At 57.3% G+C, this 16,829-nt stretch carries 12 protein-coding genes; 11 read left to right on the top strand and 1 reads right to left on the bottom strand.

What is annotated here, in order from left to right; translation table 11 throughout:
* Positions 1 to 16 precede the first annotated feature (16 nt).
* The 10 genes from frr (at position 17) to AC1EKE_RS07410 (ending at position 14,708) form a co-directional block, all read left to right on the top strand.
* Positions 17 to 577: a ribosome recycling factor gene (frr, locus tag AC1EKE_RS07455; protein WP_296164990.1), complete on the top strand. Its 561-nt coding sequence runs from the start codon at positions 17 to 19 to the stop codon at positions 575 to 577.
* 23 nt (positions 578 to 600) lie between these two features.
* Entirely contained in the window at positions 601 to 1,545 is a 945-nt protein-coding gene (gene rsgA, locus AC1EKE_RS07450; protein WP_480308884.1) for a ribosome small subunit-dependent GTPase A, read from the top strand.
* Positions 1,546 to 1,840: 295 nt separating this feature from the next.
* Positions 1,841 to 3,097, top strand: a complete 1,257-nt coding sequence (locus AC1EKE_RS07445; protein ID WP_480308883.1) for a hypothetical protein — start codon at positions 1,841 to 1,843, stop codon at positions 3,095 to 3,097.
* A gap of 24 nt (positions 3,098 to 3,121) precedes the next feature.
* Positions 3,122 to 3,619, top strand: coding sequence for an NfeD family protein (locus AC1EKE_RS07440; protein WP_296163921.1), 498 nt, complete (start codon positions 3,122 to 3,124; stop codon positions 3,617 to 3,619).
* Positions 3,620 to 3,646: 27 nt separating this feature from the next.
* On the top strand, positions 3,647 to 4,675 hold the full coding sequence (gene floA / locus AC1EKE_RS07435) for a flotillin-like protein FloA (protein WP_296163918.1): 1,029 nt from the start codon (positions 3,647 to 3,649) through the stop codon (positions 4,673 to 4,675).
* Positions 4,676 to 4,692: 17 nt separating this feature from the next.
* A complete protein-coding gene (locus AC1EKE_RS07430; RefSeq protein WP_480308882.1) occupies positions 4,693 to 5,574 on the top strand; it encodes a nucleoside phosphorylase in 882 nt (293 codons plus the stop codon).
* Positions 5,575 to 5,885: 311 nt separating this feature from the next.
* Entirely contained in the window at positions 5,886 to 8,036 is a 2,151-nt protein-coding gene (locus tag AC1EKE_RS07425) for an outer membrane beta-barrel protein (protein ID WP_480308881.1), read from the top strand.
* A gap of 47 nt (positions 8,037 to 8,083) precedes the next feature.
* Positions 8,084 to 9,022, top strand: a complete 939-nt coding sequence (locus AC1EKE_RS07420; RefSeq protein ID WP_480308880.1) for an OmpA family protein — start codon at positions 8,084 to 8,086, stop codon at positions 9,020 to 9,022.
* A gap of 777 nt (positions 9,023 to 9,799) precedes the next feature.
* The gene (locus AC1EKE_RS07415) at positions 9,800 to 12,796 is read left to right on the top strand and encodes a tetratricopeptide repeat protein (RefSeq protein WP_480308879.1); all 2,997 of its coding nucleotides are present in this window, start codon (positions 9,800 to 9,802) and stop codon (positions 12,794 to 12,796) included.
* A 46-nt stretch (positions 12,797 to 12,842) separates the two neighbouring features.
* Positions 12,843 to 14,708 carry a TonB-dependent receptor gene (locus tag AC1EKE_RS07410; RefSeq protein ID WP_480308878.1) on the top strand — a complete coding sequence of 622 codons (1,866 nt, stop codon included), beginning with the start codon at positions 12,843 to 12,845 and terminating at the stop codon, positions 14,706 to 14,708.
* A 277-nt stretch (positions 14,709 to 14,985) separates the two neighbouring features.
* On the opposite strand, the gene AC1EKE_RS07405 is transcribed toward AC1EKE_RS07410, so the two are convergent.
* Positions 14,986 to 15,477: an exonuclease domain-containing protein gene (locus AC1EKE_RS07405; RefSeq protein ID WP_480308877.1), complete on the bottom strand. Its 492-nt coding sequence runs from the start codon at positions 15,475 to 15,477 to the stop codon at positions 14,986 to 14,988.
* A 696-nt stretch (positions 15,478 to 16,173) separates the two neighbouring features.
* On the opposite strand from AC1EKE_RS07405, the gene AC1EKE_RS07400 reads away from it, so the two are divergent.
* Positions 16,174 to 16,305 (top strand): hypothetical protein, encoded by a 132-nt coding sequence (locus AC1EKE_RS07400; protein WP_480308876.1) that lies wholly within the window; start codon positions 16,174 to 16,176, stop codon positions 16,303 to 16,305.
* Positions 16,306 to 16,829: the final 524 nt, after the last annotated feature.

Genomic DNA, 16,829 nt, shown 5'->3' with positions numbered 1-16,829 from the left:
AGATACAAACCAGATTATGGAAGACTTAGACAATATCCTCACCAAAGCCGGCAAGATGATGGGAGACTCCATCTCCTCGCTGCAAGATCGTCTCGACAAGATCCGCGCAGGACGTGCCAATCCCAAGCTCCTCGACGACATCCGCGTGGAGTACTACGGCAACCTCACTCCTCTCAAGAACGTCGCCACCGTCACTGTGCCTGATGCCCGCACGATGATCATCACTCCGTGGGAGAAGAAGATCCTGAAGGACATCGAGAAAGCGGTCATCGACTCCAGCCTCGGCATCACCCCGAGCAATAACGGAGAGAACATCCGCATCACTATCCCCCCGCTGACCGGTGAGCGTCGCCAAGAGCTGGCCAAGCAGGTCAAGGCAGAGTGCGAGGAGGCACGCATCAGCGTGCGTAACGCTCGCCGCGATGCCAACGACTCGCTCAAGAAGCTACTCAATGATGGTCTCTCCGAGGATGTCGAGCGTGATGCTGAGGATGACGTCCAGAAGCTCCACGACAAGCACATCAAGCAGATCGAGGAGTGCTATAATACTAAGGAGAAGGAGATCATGACCGTCTGAGGTCACACTCCGGCAGAGAGTCCATGGAAGGAGTTGTCACCTGCTGCCAGGGAGATGTCTACACGATCGTAGCTGACGGCGTGGAGTACCACTGTCACCTACGGGGGCACTTCAAGACGGCTGACATCAAGTCGACCAACCCCATCGCGGTGGGCGACTTCGTCACCTTTACGCCCCCTGTCACCGAGGACGGCGACTTCGGCTGGATCACCGAGGTGGCAGACCGACGCAACTATATTGTACGGCGATCCGTCAACCTCTCCAAGCAGTCGCACATCCTCGCAGCCAACCTGGATCGGGCGATACTCTTAGTGACGATCAATTACCCAGTCACCGGGACGACCTTCATCGACCGCTTCCTCGCCACTGCTCAGGCCTACGATGTGGAGACCATCATAGTCTTCAATAAGACCGACCGATACAACTCCTCCGAGAGTGCCGAGATGGCTCAGATGAAGGAGCTCTACGAGAGCATCGGCTACCGCTGCCTCATCATCTCGGCTCGGGAGGGTACCGGAATGGATGAGCTGAGGAAGGAGCTAACGCACGGCGTCACACTCCTCTCTGGTCACTCCGGGGCCGGCAAGTCCACGATCAGCAACCTCCTCTGCCCAGGCGCCAATCGCCGGACGATGGAGGTCTCTGAGCAGACCAATCTCGGGGTCCACACCACCACCTACTCTCAGATGTATCCCATCGATGGCACAGAGGATGGATTTCTGATTGACACACCGGGCATCAAGGGGTTTGGCTCCTTTGACTTCGATAAGGGGGATATAGACGGCTACTTCCCGGATATCTTTGCCTACGCAAAGGACTGCCACTACGCCAATTGCAGCCATACCCACGAGCCCAAGTGTGCCGTACTCCGTGCTGTGCGGGACGGACTGATAGCACCATCGCGCTACAAGAGCTACCTCAGTATGCTCTACGAGGACAGCGAGGAGAAGTACCGCCTTCCTCAGTAAGCACCAGCGCAATAAGCCCCACCCATCAGGACCGGGAATCCCTCCCCCACCACTACCAGATAAGTCCCTACCGGGAGTCCAGCACTCTCGGTAGGGATTTTTTTGCACCAAAATCTAATACCGATATTAGTGAGCTCTTCTACCGATATTAGGTGCGACTAATATCGGTCTTAGAAAAGTCTCAGATAGGACTGACCCCTGCCACTGAAAGAATATAGAGGGAGAGGATCCAGTCCAAAAAGCCTTTCGCATCATTTATTTCGCTATATTTATCCCATTAATGATGAATATCGTGATGAGACAGCATAGACAATTAGCACTTCTCGGCATCCTCCTGGGACTTCTGACGCTCAGCCTTACCGGCAAGGCGCAGACAGACAGCCTCAGGAGTGAGATGATGCGGGGCAATACCTCCGGCATGGAGAGCTACATCAAGGGTCTGAGCAAAGCCAAGCGAAGGGCCCTCCCCAATCGCACCCTGCTCACCGAGATTGCCCTCGCTCACTACGACCTGAGCGAGGCGTCAGACCAGCTCGCAGGGATAGAGTCACTCCGGGCGTCTGATGCTCAGCAGAGCACTGTCGAGGAGCTGACGATGAGACTCAAGGCGGCAGAGCGCACCTCCTCCGGTCTCGTCAGGATGCAGCTTTATACCTACCGCACGGGAAGTGAGGAGGGGCTACTGTCGGACCTAAGTCGCGAGGCGCCTTCGGTCGGTCAGCTCAGCCGAGCCACCTTTGTGAGTGCTGATGGGAGAGAGCGCTGGCAGGTGGTCTCCGACACCCTTGGGCACGATCACTTGGTGGTGACCGGACGACTGGGCGATGGCACATGGGATAGCGAGAGTGAGAGAGAGGTGGAGATTCTCGGGCTGGAGGGCGGTCGGATAGCCTATCCGTACCTGCTGGCTGATGGGGAGACGATAAGCTTTGCCTACAATGGTCCCGAGTCGCTCGGGGGCTATGACCTCTTCATATCAAGGTACGATCGTGAGGGAGGGCGCCTGCTGGTACCTCATCAGCTCCCGGCCCCCTACAATACACTGGCGGGCGACTACCTGCTGCTTCGCGATGAGGAGAGAGGGGTCGACTGGCTGCTCACCGACCGAGGCACATCGGCCCCCGAGGTGCTCGCTCTCTACGCCCTCTCTCACCGCACGGAGCGACAGGACGTGGTGACGAAGGAGCTGGCGTGGATGATGGGGGACAGCATTATGCAGTCCGGCATCGCCCTGCCTCCCCCCGTCCGTGGGGCGGAGGTGAAGGGGGCACAGGCCGCACGGGAGCCGCTATTCTGGCTCGGGGAGACGCCCATATATGACCAGAGCAGCCTAACCGGCAGAGAGTCACGGCACTTCCTCGAGCAATATACCGAGAGAGCGGAGCGACTCTCCACTCTTCGGATCAAGTTGGAGTCTCTCCGTAAGCGCTTCGAGACGGATAGATCCGTGAGGGGCGAGATACTTGAGCTGGAGAGGCAGGAGCAGGCACTCGGGAGGGAGCTCTTTGACCTCCGTAATAAGGTGATCGCACGTGAGAAAAAGGCAAAGTAACCACGATTTTACGCTTATATAATTATGTCGATAGGATTAGTCATCATCATCGTACTGCTCGCCATAGTGGCGGCAGCACTCCTGGTGGGAGAGGTTTTCTTAGTCCCGGGAGTGGGTTTCGCTGGTCTGCTCGGGGTGGGTACGGTGGCAGGCGCCGAGTATTACCTCATCCGGGGTGGATACGACACCATGGCGGTCATTTTTGCCCTCCTCACGATCGTCTTCTTCTGCATAGCCGCCTACTTCATGAGCCGGAGGAAGGTGGTCCGCAAGGTCGCTCTCTCGAGCGAGATCTCCTCTTCAGCCCGCCAGCCGGTGGATGTCAGCGTCGGCGCCACCGGGATCGCCCGTAGCCGCCTCGCCCTCAAGGGGACGGTGGAGGTCGAGGGGAAGATCTTTGAGGCCACGTCAGAGCAGGGCTTCATCGATGAGGATATGCCGATCTACGTGTCGCGCATAGACAAGGACACCATATACGTCAGCCTCGACAAGCGGGGTACGGCGAAGCCATCAGCAGAGTAAGCACAACCAATATCTACACATAATCATATGACACCGACACTAATTTTCTGGGGGGTAGTGGTGATCATTGCACTGATCATCCTGACCGTCATCTTCCGCTACTTCCCCGTTATGCTCTGGGTGAGTGCCCAAGCATCTGGAGTGAATATCTCCCTCTTCCAGCTCTTTATGATGAGGATCCGGAACGTCCCGCCGCAGGTCATCGTCCGTGCTATGGTCGAGGCGCATAAGGCGGGCATCGCACTGACTCGAGACGAGCTGGAGGCACACTTCCTCGCCGGAGGACATGTGGAGCAGGTGGTCCATGCACTCGTCTCAGCCAATAAGGCAGGGATCAACCTGAGCTTCAGTGATGCAGCCGCCATCGACCTCGCTGGGCGTGACGTCTTCCAGGCCGTACAGATGAGCGTGAACCCTAAGGTGATCGACACCCCACCGGTCACCGCCGTCGCCAAGAATGGTATACAGCTGATCGCCAAGGCACGCGTCACCGTGCGGGCGAATATCTCTCAGCTGGTCGGTGGTGCGGGTGAGGAGACCGTCCTGGCCCGCGTAGGCGAGGGCATCGTCTCCAGCATCGGCTCCGCTGAGGCGCACTCCTCTGTGCTCGAGAACCCTGACTCCATCTCCAAGCTGGTGCTTAAGAAGGGACTTGACTCCGGGACCGCCTTTGAGATCCTCTCCATCGACATCGCTGACATCGACGTAGGTCGCAACATCGGTGCAGTGCTGCAGATGGATCAGGCGGAGGCGGATAAGAATATTGCCCAGGCTCACGCTGAGGAGCGACGCGCCATGGCGGTGGCTACCGAGCAGGAGATGAAGGCGAAGGCACAGGAGGCTCGTGCCCGTGTGATAGAGGCAGAGGCGGAGGTGCCACTGGCGATGGCTGAGGCCTTCCGGAGCGGCAACCTCGGCGTCATGGACTACTACCAGATGCGCAACATTCAGGCTGACACATCTATGAGAGAGAATATCGCTAAGCCTTTCTCCGCACCATCCGAGGATGTGACACGCAAGAGCGGAGAGAAGGATGGAAAAAATAAGACGAACTAATCAAGACCCAATAACACATGACTACTACCAATAGAATACCCGACTCTGAGCTGATCGTCAATGAGGATGGCTCCATCTTTCACCTCCACCTCCGCCCGGAGCAGCTCTCGGATAAGATCGTCGTCTGCGGTGATCCCGGGCGCGTTGATATGATTGCCTCCCGCTTTGACTCCAAGGAGTGCGAGGTGAGCAGCCGAGAGTTTCACACCATCACCGGCAGCTACAAGGGGAAGCGCATCACCGTCCTCTCCCACGGCATCGGAGGGGACAATATTGAGATCGTGATGAATGAGCTTGATGCTCTCGCCAACATCGATCTTGAGAAGAGGGAGGTAAAGCCGGAGCACAAGTCCCTCACGATCGTCCGGGTGGGCACCTCCGGCGGACTGCAGGAGGAGGATCCGGTCGGTGCTTACGTAGCCTCAGAGTACTCCATTGGCTTTGACGGAGTGCTCCACTTCTACGCCGATGAGGGGAAGGTCTGCGACAGGGACTTCGAGCAGGCGCTGCTGAAAGGGCTTGACTGGAAGCTCACCGGTCTCAAGCCTTATGTGGTCCGGAATGACGAGAGCCTCTTCCGCCAGATCACCGATGGGACCGACATCATCCACGGGGTCACCATCTCAGCTAACGGCTTTTACGTCCCCCAGGGGAGGAAGGTTCGCTCACAGCCACTTGACCCCGATCTCAATCGCAAGATTATGGACTTTGAGTACCAGGGACACAGGATCACCAACTTCGAGATGGAGGGTGCTGCTCTCGCTGGCATCGGGACTATCCTCGATCACCGCTGCCTCACCGTCTGCACCATCATCGCCGGGCGTAAGAAGCAGGATATGAATACGTCCTATAAGGATACGCTGGACGGTCTCATCGATATGGTCCTTGACCGAATCTGATCGAGCTGCCCTCTGAGATCCACTTAAGACACTCACGCCCCTCTCAGACCCTTGCTCGGGTCCGGGAGGGGCGTCGTTATTATATATGTAAAGAAATCCTACGGAATACCACTTTATCTCTTAATCCCGACCCGAGAGGATGTCCACCCTGACAAAAACTCAGGCGAGGGATACAATAATACTTAGGGATGTAATATAATTTTAATTAGCAGCAATATTTGATTACCTTTGCGTGTGGACTACTATGCGGGTCCTCATTTGGAATGGCATCATATTTATACAACTTATACTAAGTTCATCGTTTAACACTTATGAAATCAAAGAAACTGGTACTCGCTGTGGCGGGTCTTATGGCTTCTGCCCTTGCAGGCAGTAATGCCAATGCACAGGTTCGCGATGTGAGCGTTATGGTATCTCCATACGCCTCATACAATTGGTGGAACTCCAACATCGCTCTCAAGAACTCACCCTTCGTCGGAGCCCGTGTAGGCTTCGGATTCGGTCCCTTCTTCGAGATCCGTGCTAATTACGAGCAGTCCATCAACCTCAAGAATGCCCTCCAGGACAAGGACTGGAATCCCCTCAATGAGGAGGCCCTCCAGAAGCTCGAGGGTATGGATATGACCATCTCCCGCGTAGGTGGTGAGGCTAAGGTCAATCTCCTCGGCAATTCCGCCGTAACTCCCTACCTTACTGCAGGTGCCGGTGTCCAGGTGCTTGACTACAATCCCTTCAAGGTAGAGAATAAGGATGCGATCATCGAGGAGGCTAAGGTCAAGGACAAGCAGCTCTACTACACCCTCGGTGCCGGTGTCAAGCTCCTCATCACCGATCGTATGGCATTCTCTATGGAGGCTCGTAACCTGGGCTTCAATATGAACGCCAACAACTCTTTCATCAACCACTACGGTGATATGAAGGACCTGGACAAGAAGAAGTATGGCAACTGGTCTGCTCTTGCCTCCTTCGACTTCTACCTCGGTGGCAATGCTGCCCCCGGCACCCACCAGCTGGGTGGTCGCTATGCAAGCCTCTTCAGCGACGGCTTCCGCGGCATGAAGTTTGTCCTCGAGCCCGGCGTACAGTACGTAGACTTCCGCAACAAGACCGGTCTGAGCGATCAGTGGTTCCTCGGTGGAAGCGCAGGTGTTGACTTCTCCTCTCTCGTTGGTCTCCGTGCCTTCTACTACCAGGCCACCAAGGAGCCCAATAAGCTGAGCTTCGACTTCAATAAGGACCTGAAGATGTACGGTGCCAACTTCATCGCACGTCTCAATTATCCGCGTGGTATCGTCCCTTACCTCCGCTTCGGTGCCGGCTACCTCGACCGCAACAACCTGATCGAGTCTAAGGACAAGGAGCAGGCTAAGGAGAACTTCAAGTCTCACGACCTCTTCGGTATGCTCGGTGCAGGTATCGAGATCCCGATCTCTCGCTGGTTTGCCCTCTTCGGTAACGCTGATGCGCTCCTGATGACCGCCAATGACCAGAAGGTCGAGAGCGTGAGCACCCCCGAGGATATTGCTGTCAATATCGGCTACACCGCTGGTCTCCGCATTAACCTTGGTGACCCCGTGCTCCAGAGTGAGCTCATGGACGACACTGAGACCGTGGCCTACAACGAGCGCACCAATGAGCTCCGCAGTGATCGCTCAAGAGTGAACCGCGCCGATGTGGAGAGGCTCCAGAATAAGATGATGACCAAGAAGGAGTTTGAGGAGATGGTTGATCGCATCATGGCTCGCATCCACGAGGAGGAGAGCAAGCGTGCCTCCCTCTACACCGCAGACGAGACCGACGTGATCCTCCGCGCCCTCGCCACTCAGAGCGCCGGCACCTCTACCTCCACCACGACTACGACCGTAACTTCTGACGACCGTGCCATTAAGGACCTCCAGGCTCGCGTAGGCTCACTTGAGCGTGATGCCCGCAGCGACAACAATGGTAGCGTGGCTCCCTCCACGACGATCATCGCTCCCGGCACCGGATACAATGCTCCGCAGCCCGCTCCCCGCGGCTCCTACGACGTAGCTCCCTCTGAGCGCCCCGTAGCTATGCACCCCAATGGCGGCTGGCTGAAGCTCAACCGCCTCGCTGCCGTCACCGGCGTCAGCCTCGGTGAGTCCACCTCTTGGGCACTCGGTATGCGTGGTTACATGCAGATCAGCGACAGTTCTTTTGACTTCGTGCCTGAGATCATGTTTGGCTTCCGCCAGGGAGGTACCTCCTTTGATCTCGCCGGCAACTTTGTCTACAATATCGACATCAAGAGCCGCTTTACTCCCTATGTAGGTCTCGGCGTTGGCATCTTCCAGCACGGTCTTGGTACCAACTTTGGCACCAATATCATCGCCGGTACCAATATCAATCTCGGCACCAATGGCGAGATGTTCGTTGACTACACCGCACGCAGTCTTTTCAAGAATAACCAGATCGCTGTAGGCTATCGATTCATCTTCTAAAGAAATCCCCTCTTTCGTTTTATCAATAAGAGTAGATCCATTTAGATATGAATAAGATGACTACCACACTTCTGCTGACCATTGGTCTTGCCACCGCAGTCCCTGCAGTGGCTCAGACCACTCAGGTCGCTCCGGCAGACACGGTAGACGTGACGAGAGCAGATGCTCCTGTCCTGTCCTCCGAGGATTATGCCGATGCTTTAGGCATCAAGGACTGGGATAAGGTGGACGACAACGCTCTCCTCCCCATCACGTCCAAGCAGGCTGAGGAGCTCATCACCAAGATGATCGTAGCCAGCCGAGCCGACTCTCAGCGTAAGCTCAAGGAGGCTGAGGTGCTTAACGACTTCAAGGTCGAGACTCTGAAGAATAAGCTTCTTGAGTCGGCCCTTCGGAACGTCTACACCAAGGACTACGAGGATCGGATGGACCGTCTCGAGACCCTTCTCCTGATCACTCTCGCCCAGCAAAATGGCGGGAAGCTTGACCCCGCGCTGGTGAATTACCTCCTCGGCAATGGCGACCTTGCCTCCCTCCTCACCGGAGGTGCTACTCCGGGTACCACTCCCGGCAATAGCACGACAGCTGTCCTTCCGGGCACCAATGGTCAGCAGAATACGATTCCGCTCGCACCTGGTGCCAAGGCTGACTCCTGGGATCACTTCCTGAGCCAGGTCTTCTACGCCTTCGACAGCTCCAAGCTGGACGCGAAGGCGAAGGTCGTACTCGACAATGTCGCCGGCTGGATCAAGGAGAATAAGATGGCTGTAGAGCTCAGAGGATACGCCTCTCCCGAGGGTAACATGCGCTACAACAACCGCCTCTCCGGTCGCCGCGTCAATGCCGCTGCCGACTACCTCCGGACCAAGGGGATCGCTGACGAGTACCTCCACATCATACCCTCAGGCGAGGACACGATCAAGGAGACATCCGTTCAGTACCCTGATGCCCGCCGTGTCGACATCCGTCCCTACTACGGCGAGTAATAGATAGATCTGCCCACATAGGCAGACAGACTAGCTAAGGCAGCTGTGAGATCACTCTCGCAGCTGCCTTTCTTTTTTTGTGAAGATGCGGAGACGAAGCGCCCCCTGCGATTTGCACCATCAGCCTATCAAAGTGCGCTCCTAAGGGTCTCCTCCTACGGCTTGAAATACCCGGCAGAGGATGTAGAATGCACGTAGCAGGAGAAGCAGAGGCCGCCCCACTACCCCACCTGAGCAACGATCACCTCACTTATCCGGAAGCTTCAGCGGTGCAAATATAGCACCCCCGCGGGGAGGGTTTGTCTCTATATGTCTCTATCTGTCTCTTCCTGACCAAAATTGCGTCATCTGCGGTCCTCGCCACCTCGTGGCTCAATGTACGCTTAAAGAGCGATGACCACTCTAAGGCCCCCCCCTGCGGGATCTTCGCTCCTTAGTCCGCATGTCGAGGGCGCGAAGAGCCGAAGACCGCGGGAGAGGATGCCAAGAAAGATATACAACCCCGGTAGGGTGTCGCACTTATCAGGGAGTCAGGCAACCGGTGCGACACCCTTGCGGGGTCTCGGGATCGTGTGTGATGCCTGACCCACGGGTCCTCGTGGCTAAGGAGCGGGCACCCGCAAGGGGTGCTTCGTTCTTCACTCTTCACTAATAAGTTGAAGGGCTTCTGTGCTATTCACCTGCGCCACCCAGAGCATCATCGCCTGCCTTCCCCTTGCTCTTGGAGAATTTGGTACCTTTGAGAGAACTTATATCTCAAGAGACATTTCCGATCCTATGGATAAGAAAATACTAGCCTTAGTCACGGCAGCCCTCGGCCTCTCTGCCACGGTCGTTGGTCAGGAGCCCACCTCACCGCTGACGCACCTCCTACACGCCCGTCAGGCGATGTCGCTACAGGCCTACACCGGTGTGGTGGAGAGCCTGGCACCGCTATACAAGGAGACCTGGAGTATGCCCATCATGGGCGAGGAGGCCCTTTACCTCGATGCCATTGCCCGCAGCTGTATGGGCGCTGAGGAGGCGGACCTTAAGCTCCTCCACTTCATCGAGCAGCATCCTCACAGCGCCCTCTTGCCCTATGCTCAGAGCCGACTCGGCGAGTGGTACTACGTGCGGGGAGACTACTCCGGTGCCGTCTACTGGCTGGAGCGAGCAGACGTGTCTGCCCTGCCGGAGGAGAGAGCGCAGGCGATCGACTACTACCACGCCTACTCTCTGATGAAGACCGGCTCCGAGGAGGCGGCACTCAAGCTCTTCCTCCCGCTGACGTACTCCCGAGACTTCCACAATGCCGCAGCCTTCTACGGCGGCTACCTCCTCCTCAAGGCCGACCGGGTGAGCGAGGGAGAGAAGCTACTCTCGGGACTCTACAGCAGCTCCACCTACGGCACCGAGGCACTCGCCTATGTGGCTGAGTCACGTCTCTCGCAGGAGGATTTTGAGGGGGCTCTGACACTGGCACAGAGGGGGCTCAAGCGGGATGCCACAGAGAGTAGCGCCCGTCACTCGCTCCTCCATACAGCAGGACTCGCTGCAGCGATGACCGGGCGTATCGACCTCTCCACCGACTACCTGCGACAGTATATGAGGCAGGCAGAGCAGCCGGGGAGGATCGACCTGCTTGTCCTTGGGAAAAACCTCTACGAGCTGGGCCACGAGACGGAGGCCATCGGCTACCTTACGCGGGTCGATGACGGCACACCCGACTTTATGTCTCAGCTCTCGCACTACTACCTCGGGCTCACGAATCTAAGCAGTGGGAAAAGCAGCAGCGCCCTGTCCTCCTTTGATCGGGCGGCGGAGATCGACGTCTACGCCCCGCTCACCGAGGATGCGCAGTTCAATGGCGCCCTCGCCGCTTACGCCGGGCATCAGGGACGTCTCGGCGCTGGCACAAAGCGCTTCGCCTCCTATCTCAGACGCTACCCCACCGGAGCCTACCGCCCCAAGGTTATTACCTACCTCAGTGACGCCTTCCTCAATGACCCCAAGCGAGCCGATGTGCTGCGGGAGATCTCCACTATCAGCCCACTTCCTGCTGAGCTGAGGAGGGTGAGGGAGAAGGTGAAGCTCGGTGAGGCCAATCAGGCTCTCGCGGGCGGTGACCTCCGTAAGGCAACCGAGCAGTACGGACGTATCATCGGGAAAAACGAAGACCCGGAGAGCGTCGCAGAGGCTTACCTCTGGCGTGGGGAGGCGGCGTACCGCAAGGGAGACTACACCGGCGCGATCAGCGATACCCGTGCCTATCTCGACAATCGTCCCGAGAGCCTTAAGCTCAATCCTCAGGCTTACTACACCTTAGGCTACGCCTACTTCAATAATAAGAGCTACGACCAGGCGAAGAGCGCCTTCCGGTCCTACCTCTCTCAGTCCACCCCGTCGACCAATGAGCGCACTGCTGTACTCAATCGCCTCGGCGACATCTCTGTACAGGAGCGCCGACTCAGCGAGGCAGCCGACTACTACGACCAGGCAGCGCGAGCCGGCGGAGCGGAGTCAGACTACGGCTTCCTCCACCGCGGAATTGTCCTCGGGCTACAGAAGGACTACGAGGGCAAGATCAACCTCCTCTCCCGCATGCAGCAGACCTTCCCCTCCTCCTCGCTCCTTCCGGAGGGCTTCTACGAGCTGGGACAGACCTATAGTATGCTCGACAGACAGTCCCTCGCCCGACAGGCGTACGACCGCGTGGTGACCAATTACCCCCGTCACGAGCTGGCCCCCTCTGCCGCAGTGCAGAAGGCTCTCACCTATATGAGTGAGGAGAGCTTCTCCGAGGCAGCGGATGCCTATGTGGCGGTGATCCGCAGCTACCCCAAGTCCGATGCGGCAAAGACTGCACTGCAGAACCTTAAGGCACTCAGCATCCAGCTCAATCGCGTGGATGAGTACAATAGCTTAGTCCGCTCCATCGGTGGCTCTGGAGCGATCTCCGACCGCGAGATGGACGAGATGACCTACCTTGCGGCTGACAAGATCGTCTCCGAGGGCAAGCCCGCTGAGGCGGTCAAGGCACTTGACGACTATCTGACCCGCTTCCCCGCCGGAGCGTACCTCGACAAGGCCCTCTACAGCAAGGCGCTAATCCTCTCCTCCAATAAACGGCACAAGGAGGCTACACCGATCCTTGAGCGTCTCGCAGCGATGCAGCTAGAGCCCACGATGAGCCACGATGTGCGGCTGCTACTTCTGGAGAATTATGAGCGAAGTGGCAACTCCGCCCGGGCAGCCGAGGTCGCCCTCCAGCTCGCCAACGAGAGCAGCACACAGGCCGACCGCAGCCGCTACATCTCCGCTGCAGCGGCCCACGCGCAGAAGAGCAAGAGCTACGACTTCCTCCTCGCCCTTGCCGATGATGTCTCTCGGAGCAAGTGGGACCTCACACCACAGACCCGCTCCGAGGTGATGACGGCAGCCGCCACACGGTACGACCAAGTGGGGAAAAAGGACATGGCGCGGCTCTATGCACGGGCGGTGCTTCAGCTGCCCACCTCTGCCCAGACGACGGCAGCCCGCGTGCTGGTGGCTGAGGAGCTCTTTGAGCAGGGCCAGTTCCAGACGGTCCGCGACCGGATGGAGAAGGTAGTCGGCGGACAGTCCGACAGCCGCTACTGGCTTGCACGAGCCATTCTCCTCCTGAGTGACAGCTATGTCCGTCTGGGTGACAAGAGCACTGCCAAGACCTACCTCGAGAGCCTGCGGTCCGGGTACAAAGAGCAGCAGGACGGCATCATCAATCAGATCGATGAGCGTCTCTCACGCCTCTGACTTCACCGCACTCATTTTTACCTAAAGAAAGATCCTACCACTACATATGAAGATCAGACAACTCTTAGTCACGCTCGCAGCGTCGTCAATGCTCCTCGGTCTGAGCGCCCAGACCCCGGCAGATACGCTCCGCCGGTCTATGACCCTGCAGAGAGCCTACATACCGGAGACCGGTCAGGCAAGGAAGGAGTTTTTCAATCCCCTCGCTAATCAAACTCCCCGCCAGCTCCATCCGCTGGACTTTGCCCGAAATAGCTACAGCCTGAGTATGAAGGCAAGGCCCCGTCTCTTCACCCCGAGCGATAATCTACTCCTCCCGGAGTACGGGAGTCACCACTTCTACGCCCGCCTCTTTGGCGGTTACCCGGTCAAGGCGGGAGGCAATATCGGTGCACACTTCAGGGTAGGAGACTACGGGACGATCACCGTAGCCCTCGACCACACCTCGCGGCACGCCACGGGGGAGATGGGCAAGCTCGATGCTGCTCCGATCAATGAGACCCACGACACGGAGGGGCTGGTGAGATACTCTCAGAAACTACCCGAGAGCGACCGAATGCTGGAGATCGAGGGGTTCGGCTTTGGGCACGCCCACTCGCTCTACGGACACCTGCTGAGCTCAGTGAAGTCAGGCGAGCTGCCGTACCACTTCATCACCGCCACTCCAGAGAAGCCCGAGCTGATGAGCTACTATGGCACGGGACTTAGCGTCTCCCTCTCACCGGCACCCCTCAGTGCGCTCTCCACTTGGGAGTACAGCCTGAGCGCTACGATCGACTACGGCAATCGCAATGCCGACGTCAACGCCCATCGCGAGGGTGAGCCGATCGGGGTCTACATATCCGGGCGGGGCGATGCCCTCCACGCCGGAGTGATGGGGAGCCTCACCTACGGTGCTAAGATCAATGACTTCAGGTTTGGCGTCGATGCCGGCTACGAGATCAATCGCTTCTCCCTCGACAAGGAGGTGGCAGGAGGCAAGGCGTCACAGATCATCACCCTCATCCCACATTTTGACTACATCATCCCATCGCTCCAGGTGCGGGCGGGGGTAAAGGTGCAGCTCCCCACTATGGGTGCCAAGCAACTACTCATCACCCCCGATGTGCTGCTCCGCTGGCGGATGCACGACAAGGCCTCGCTCCTACTCTCCGCCACCGGAGGCATGACGATGCTCTCGATGCGCGACCTCTACCGGATCAATAGGTATGCTGACCCGATGAGCATCTCGCACGGCATCGAGTCCTCGACCTACGATGTCGCCCTTGGGCTGGAGCTGGGCTCTTGGAACGGCTTTGCCCTCGACCTCAAGGGCGGGTATGCCGACTACAGAGACTTCTACGACTTTGCATGTAAGAGCGCCTCCACCCCCACACCGGAGGGCTACGAGGGAGAACCCTATGCCGAGGTGGCACTCTTTGACCTTCGCAATCTCGGTTCGGTCCGCCACGGCTACCTCAGCCTCGGCGCCCGCTATAAGGGAGCGGAGGGGATTAGCGGTTCGCTCGGCGTGAAGTACAATCACTTTGCCCGCCCGGCACTCACAGAGGAGGAGAGCACTAAGCCTGATCACGAGCTGATGGAGAGCATCCTCGGCAGACCCGCTCTCGAGCTGACGGCAGACCTCACCTACAGCCCGATCAAGGACCTGACACTGAGTGCCAATTTCCTCGGCTTGGGAGGGATCAAGATGCAGCAGCTACTCCCGAGGGACGTTGTCCGTGAGGGAGAGGAGATGGTCTACACCCTGCCCTTCACCACCAAGCTCGATGCTCAGGTCTCCTATAAGGTGCTCAAGAACCTTGGGCTCTCGCTCACAGTGGAGAACCTCCTCAATCAGAAGATCCAGCGCTGGAGCCACTACTACAGCCCCGGCATAGGTGTCTACGGCAGCATCACCCTTGAGCTGTAGACTTTCAGGGCAAGAAATGAAGCAAGGGCTGACTCCGTGGTACGGGGTCAGCCCTTTTTTCATTTCCTCCGACCGACAATTACCGGAGAATGTTGCACGAAGTGCCATTCTCGCACATTTGTTTCAAATGTGCTGAGACTTTGCACGAAGGATGAGATGCAAGGCGCTGAGGATGAGGTCGAAGGGAGCGTACTCACGTACGTGACCGAGACCGAATTCCGAAAGCAACGCAGCAGATCGCCTTCGTGCAACAGTCTCTATCGATCGACAGGCAGCGTCACAGTATCTCTCTTGCTATCCAGGCACACGCCTCCGCATCAGCCAGGGCGTGGTGATGATCTCTCAGGTGATACCCACACGCCTCAGCCACAGTCTGCAGCTGGTGGTTCTCCAAGCAGGGGAGCACACGCCGAGCGACACAGAGGGTGTCGTAGAAGTCATAGTCCGGATACTCCATACGATAGGTCCGAAAGGCAGCCCTCAGGCAACTCTCGTCGAAGGGTCTGTTGTGAGCCACCAGGGGCAGGCCCTCTATCAGAGGCTCCACCTGCGACCACACACGGGGGAAGACCTCAGCCTCGTCCGTATCGCGGTGACACAGACCATGCACCTGAGAGCACCAGTAGCTGTAGTAATTAGGCTCCGGCTGCACGAGAGAGTAAAAGGAGTCGACCATCTCGCCCCCTCGGACGACTACGACCCCGACGGCGCATATGGATGAGCGCTCACTATTGGCGGTCTCAAAGTCTATTGCGGCAAAGTCTCTCATAAGACATCTCTACAGATTAGTTCTATCACAGTGGGGTACCCATATATAGCCAAAGCTATCCATTTATTTAGACATTTCCCCTCCAGATGTCGTCGGGGTGGTGCATGAGGATCGTACAGAAACCCTTCGGATGACCGCGAAGAGCTAAGCTAAGAAGCACCCGTCATAGGTGTTCGCTTAATTGTCTGACAGTCAATAGATCGCAGACCAGACGGGCCATGAATCAGATACCGCCTATCATCCCATTTACGAGCGCCTCACAAAGATACGTCTATCAGCGCAATGCGGCCATTCTAATCTAATACCGATATTAGAGTTGTCTAATACCGATATTAGAGAATTCTTTTACCGGTATTAGACTTCTCTAATATCGGTAAAAGAATTCTCCGAGAGCGCCCCCGATGGAAGGGCAATGTTTGGGTGGGAGAGACGCAGAAGGGATTCACAAGAAACGGTCAGCAGCCCCAGGATGTCGTCTCCAGGTCTATTGGTGGCAGCATTAGAAATCCATCAGGCACCGCCATACGCATCCCCGAGGACACCTTCCCCCATAGACATGACCAAGACAAACACTACTTGGGAAAGGTTCCACTCAACTGACGATCCCCGGGAGAGCTCCGATGCCGGGAGGTGTCAGAGAGTTGGGTTCTCTTGAGTGGGGCTATGGTCGCACATCAAACTTTTTATACCTTTGGGATGAAGAGACGATCTGGGCGTACGGATGGAAAGGGCGCCATCCTCTCCGGAGTCAGCAACTGCCTCCGGAGGCAGTATGAGGAATTGCCCGCCCTCACGCTCGGAGAGTCTCTTCTTCTTTTTTTTGACTAAGAAGACACACCTCTCCCTTTCCGCTCAGATACAGGACACCAAGGTTAAGCTTTTGACCAAGTGTAAGGGGTGACGCTTTGGGCTTGATAGCAGGCTTAAGGTGCGACACCCTGGCGGGGTTGCGGGGAGGGGGATCCTGCTCGGCGACCCGCAAGGGGTCGAGGGGGATAGAGGTGGATCTCGGCACATCGGTCACCGCTTCGCGGATGACCGATGCCTATGGAGCGAGCACCCCTGCCGGGGTGCCACACCGCTGACTGCGCCATCATATCGGACGAGTCGGACAGCACAAGAGACACCTGATACTCTCTTAGGAGGTACTCCCACCCTGTGTCAATCCTACAGGGTGTGAAGCCTTAGGGGGATCATTGCTTCCTAGCCGAACCTCTCAAATTGGCTAATTCGCATTTTGATGTGCTGGGAGGGGGAGGAAAATAGAGATTACCATTGTTGAGGAGAGGGATTCAGGAAAAGTGGAGGGCAACTCGGTAGAGAAAGAAGTCGGTGTTTCTAGCTCCGTAGTT

Source organism: Porphyromonas sp. C0041D3 (assembly GCF_056590575.1).
This window is presented reverse-complemented; position numbering and strand designations above follow the sequence as displayed.

Excerpts from the sequence above, each read along its gene's own strand:
- frr (WP_296164990.1), top strand. The coding sequence starts at position 17 with ATGGAAGACTTAGACAATATCCTCACCAAAGCCGGCAAGATGATGGGA.
- rsgA (WP_480308884.1), top strand. The coding sequence starts at position 601 with ATGGAAGGAGTTGTCACCTGCTGCCAGGGAGATGTCTACACGATCGTA.
- AC1EKE_RS07445 (WP_480308883.1), top strand. The coding sequence starts at position 1,841 with ATGAGACAGCATAGACAATTAGCACTTCTCGGCATCCTCCTGGGACTT.
- AC1EKE_RS07440 (WP_296163921.1), top strand. The coding sequence starts at position 3,122 with ATGTCGATAGGATTAGTCATCATCATCGTACTGCTCGCCATAGTGGCG.
- floA (WP_296163918.1), top strand. The coding sequence starts at position 3,647 with ATGACACCGACACTAATTTTCTGGGGGGTAGTGGTGATCATTGCACTG.
- AC1EKE_RS07430 (WP_480308882.1), top strand. The coding sequence starts at position 4,693 with ATGACTACTACCAATAGAATACCCGACTCTGAGCTGATCGTCAATGAG.
- AC1EKE_RS07425 (WP_480308881.1), top strand. The coding sequence starts at position 5,886 with ATGAAATCAAAGAAACTGGTACTCGCTGTGGCGGGTCTTATGGCTTCT.
- AC1EKE_RS07420 (WP_480308880.1), top strand. The coding sequence starts at position 8,084 with ATGAATAAGATGACTACCACACTTCTGCTGACCATTGGTCTTGCCACC.
- AC1EKE_RS07415 (WP_480308879.1), top strand. The coding sequence starts at position 9,800 with ATGGATAAGAAAATACTAGCCTTAGTCACGGCAGCCCTCGGCCTCTCT.
- AC1EKE_RS07410 (WP_480308878.1), top strand. The coding sequence starts at position 12,843 with ATGAAGATCAGACAACTCTTAGTCACGCTCGCAGCGTCGTCAATGCTC.
- AC1EKE_RS07405 (WP_480308877.1), bottom strand. The coding sequence starts at position 15,477 with ATGAGAGACTTTGCCGCAATAGACTTTGAGACCGCCAATAGTGAGCGC.
- AC1EKE_RS07400 (WP_480308876.1), top strand. The coding sequence starts at position 16,174 with ATGAAGAGACGATCTGGGCGTACGGATGGAAAGGGCGCCATCCTCTCC.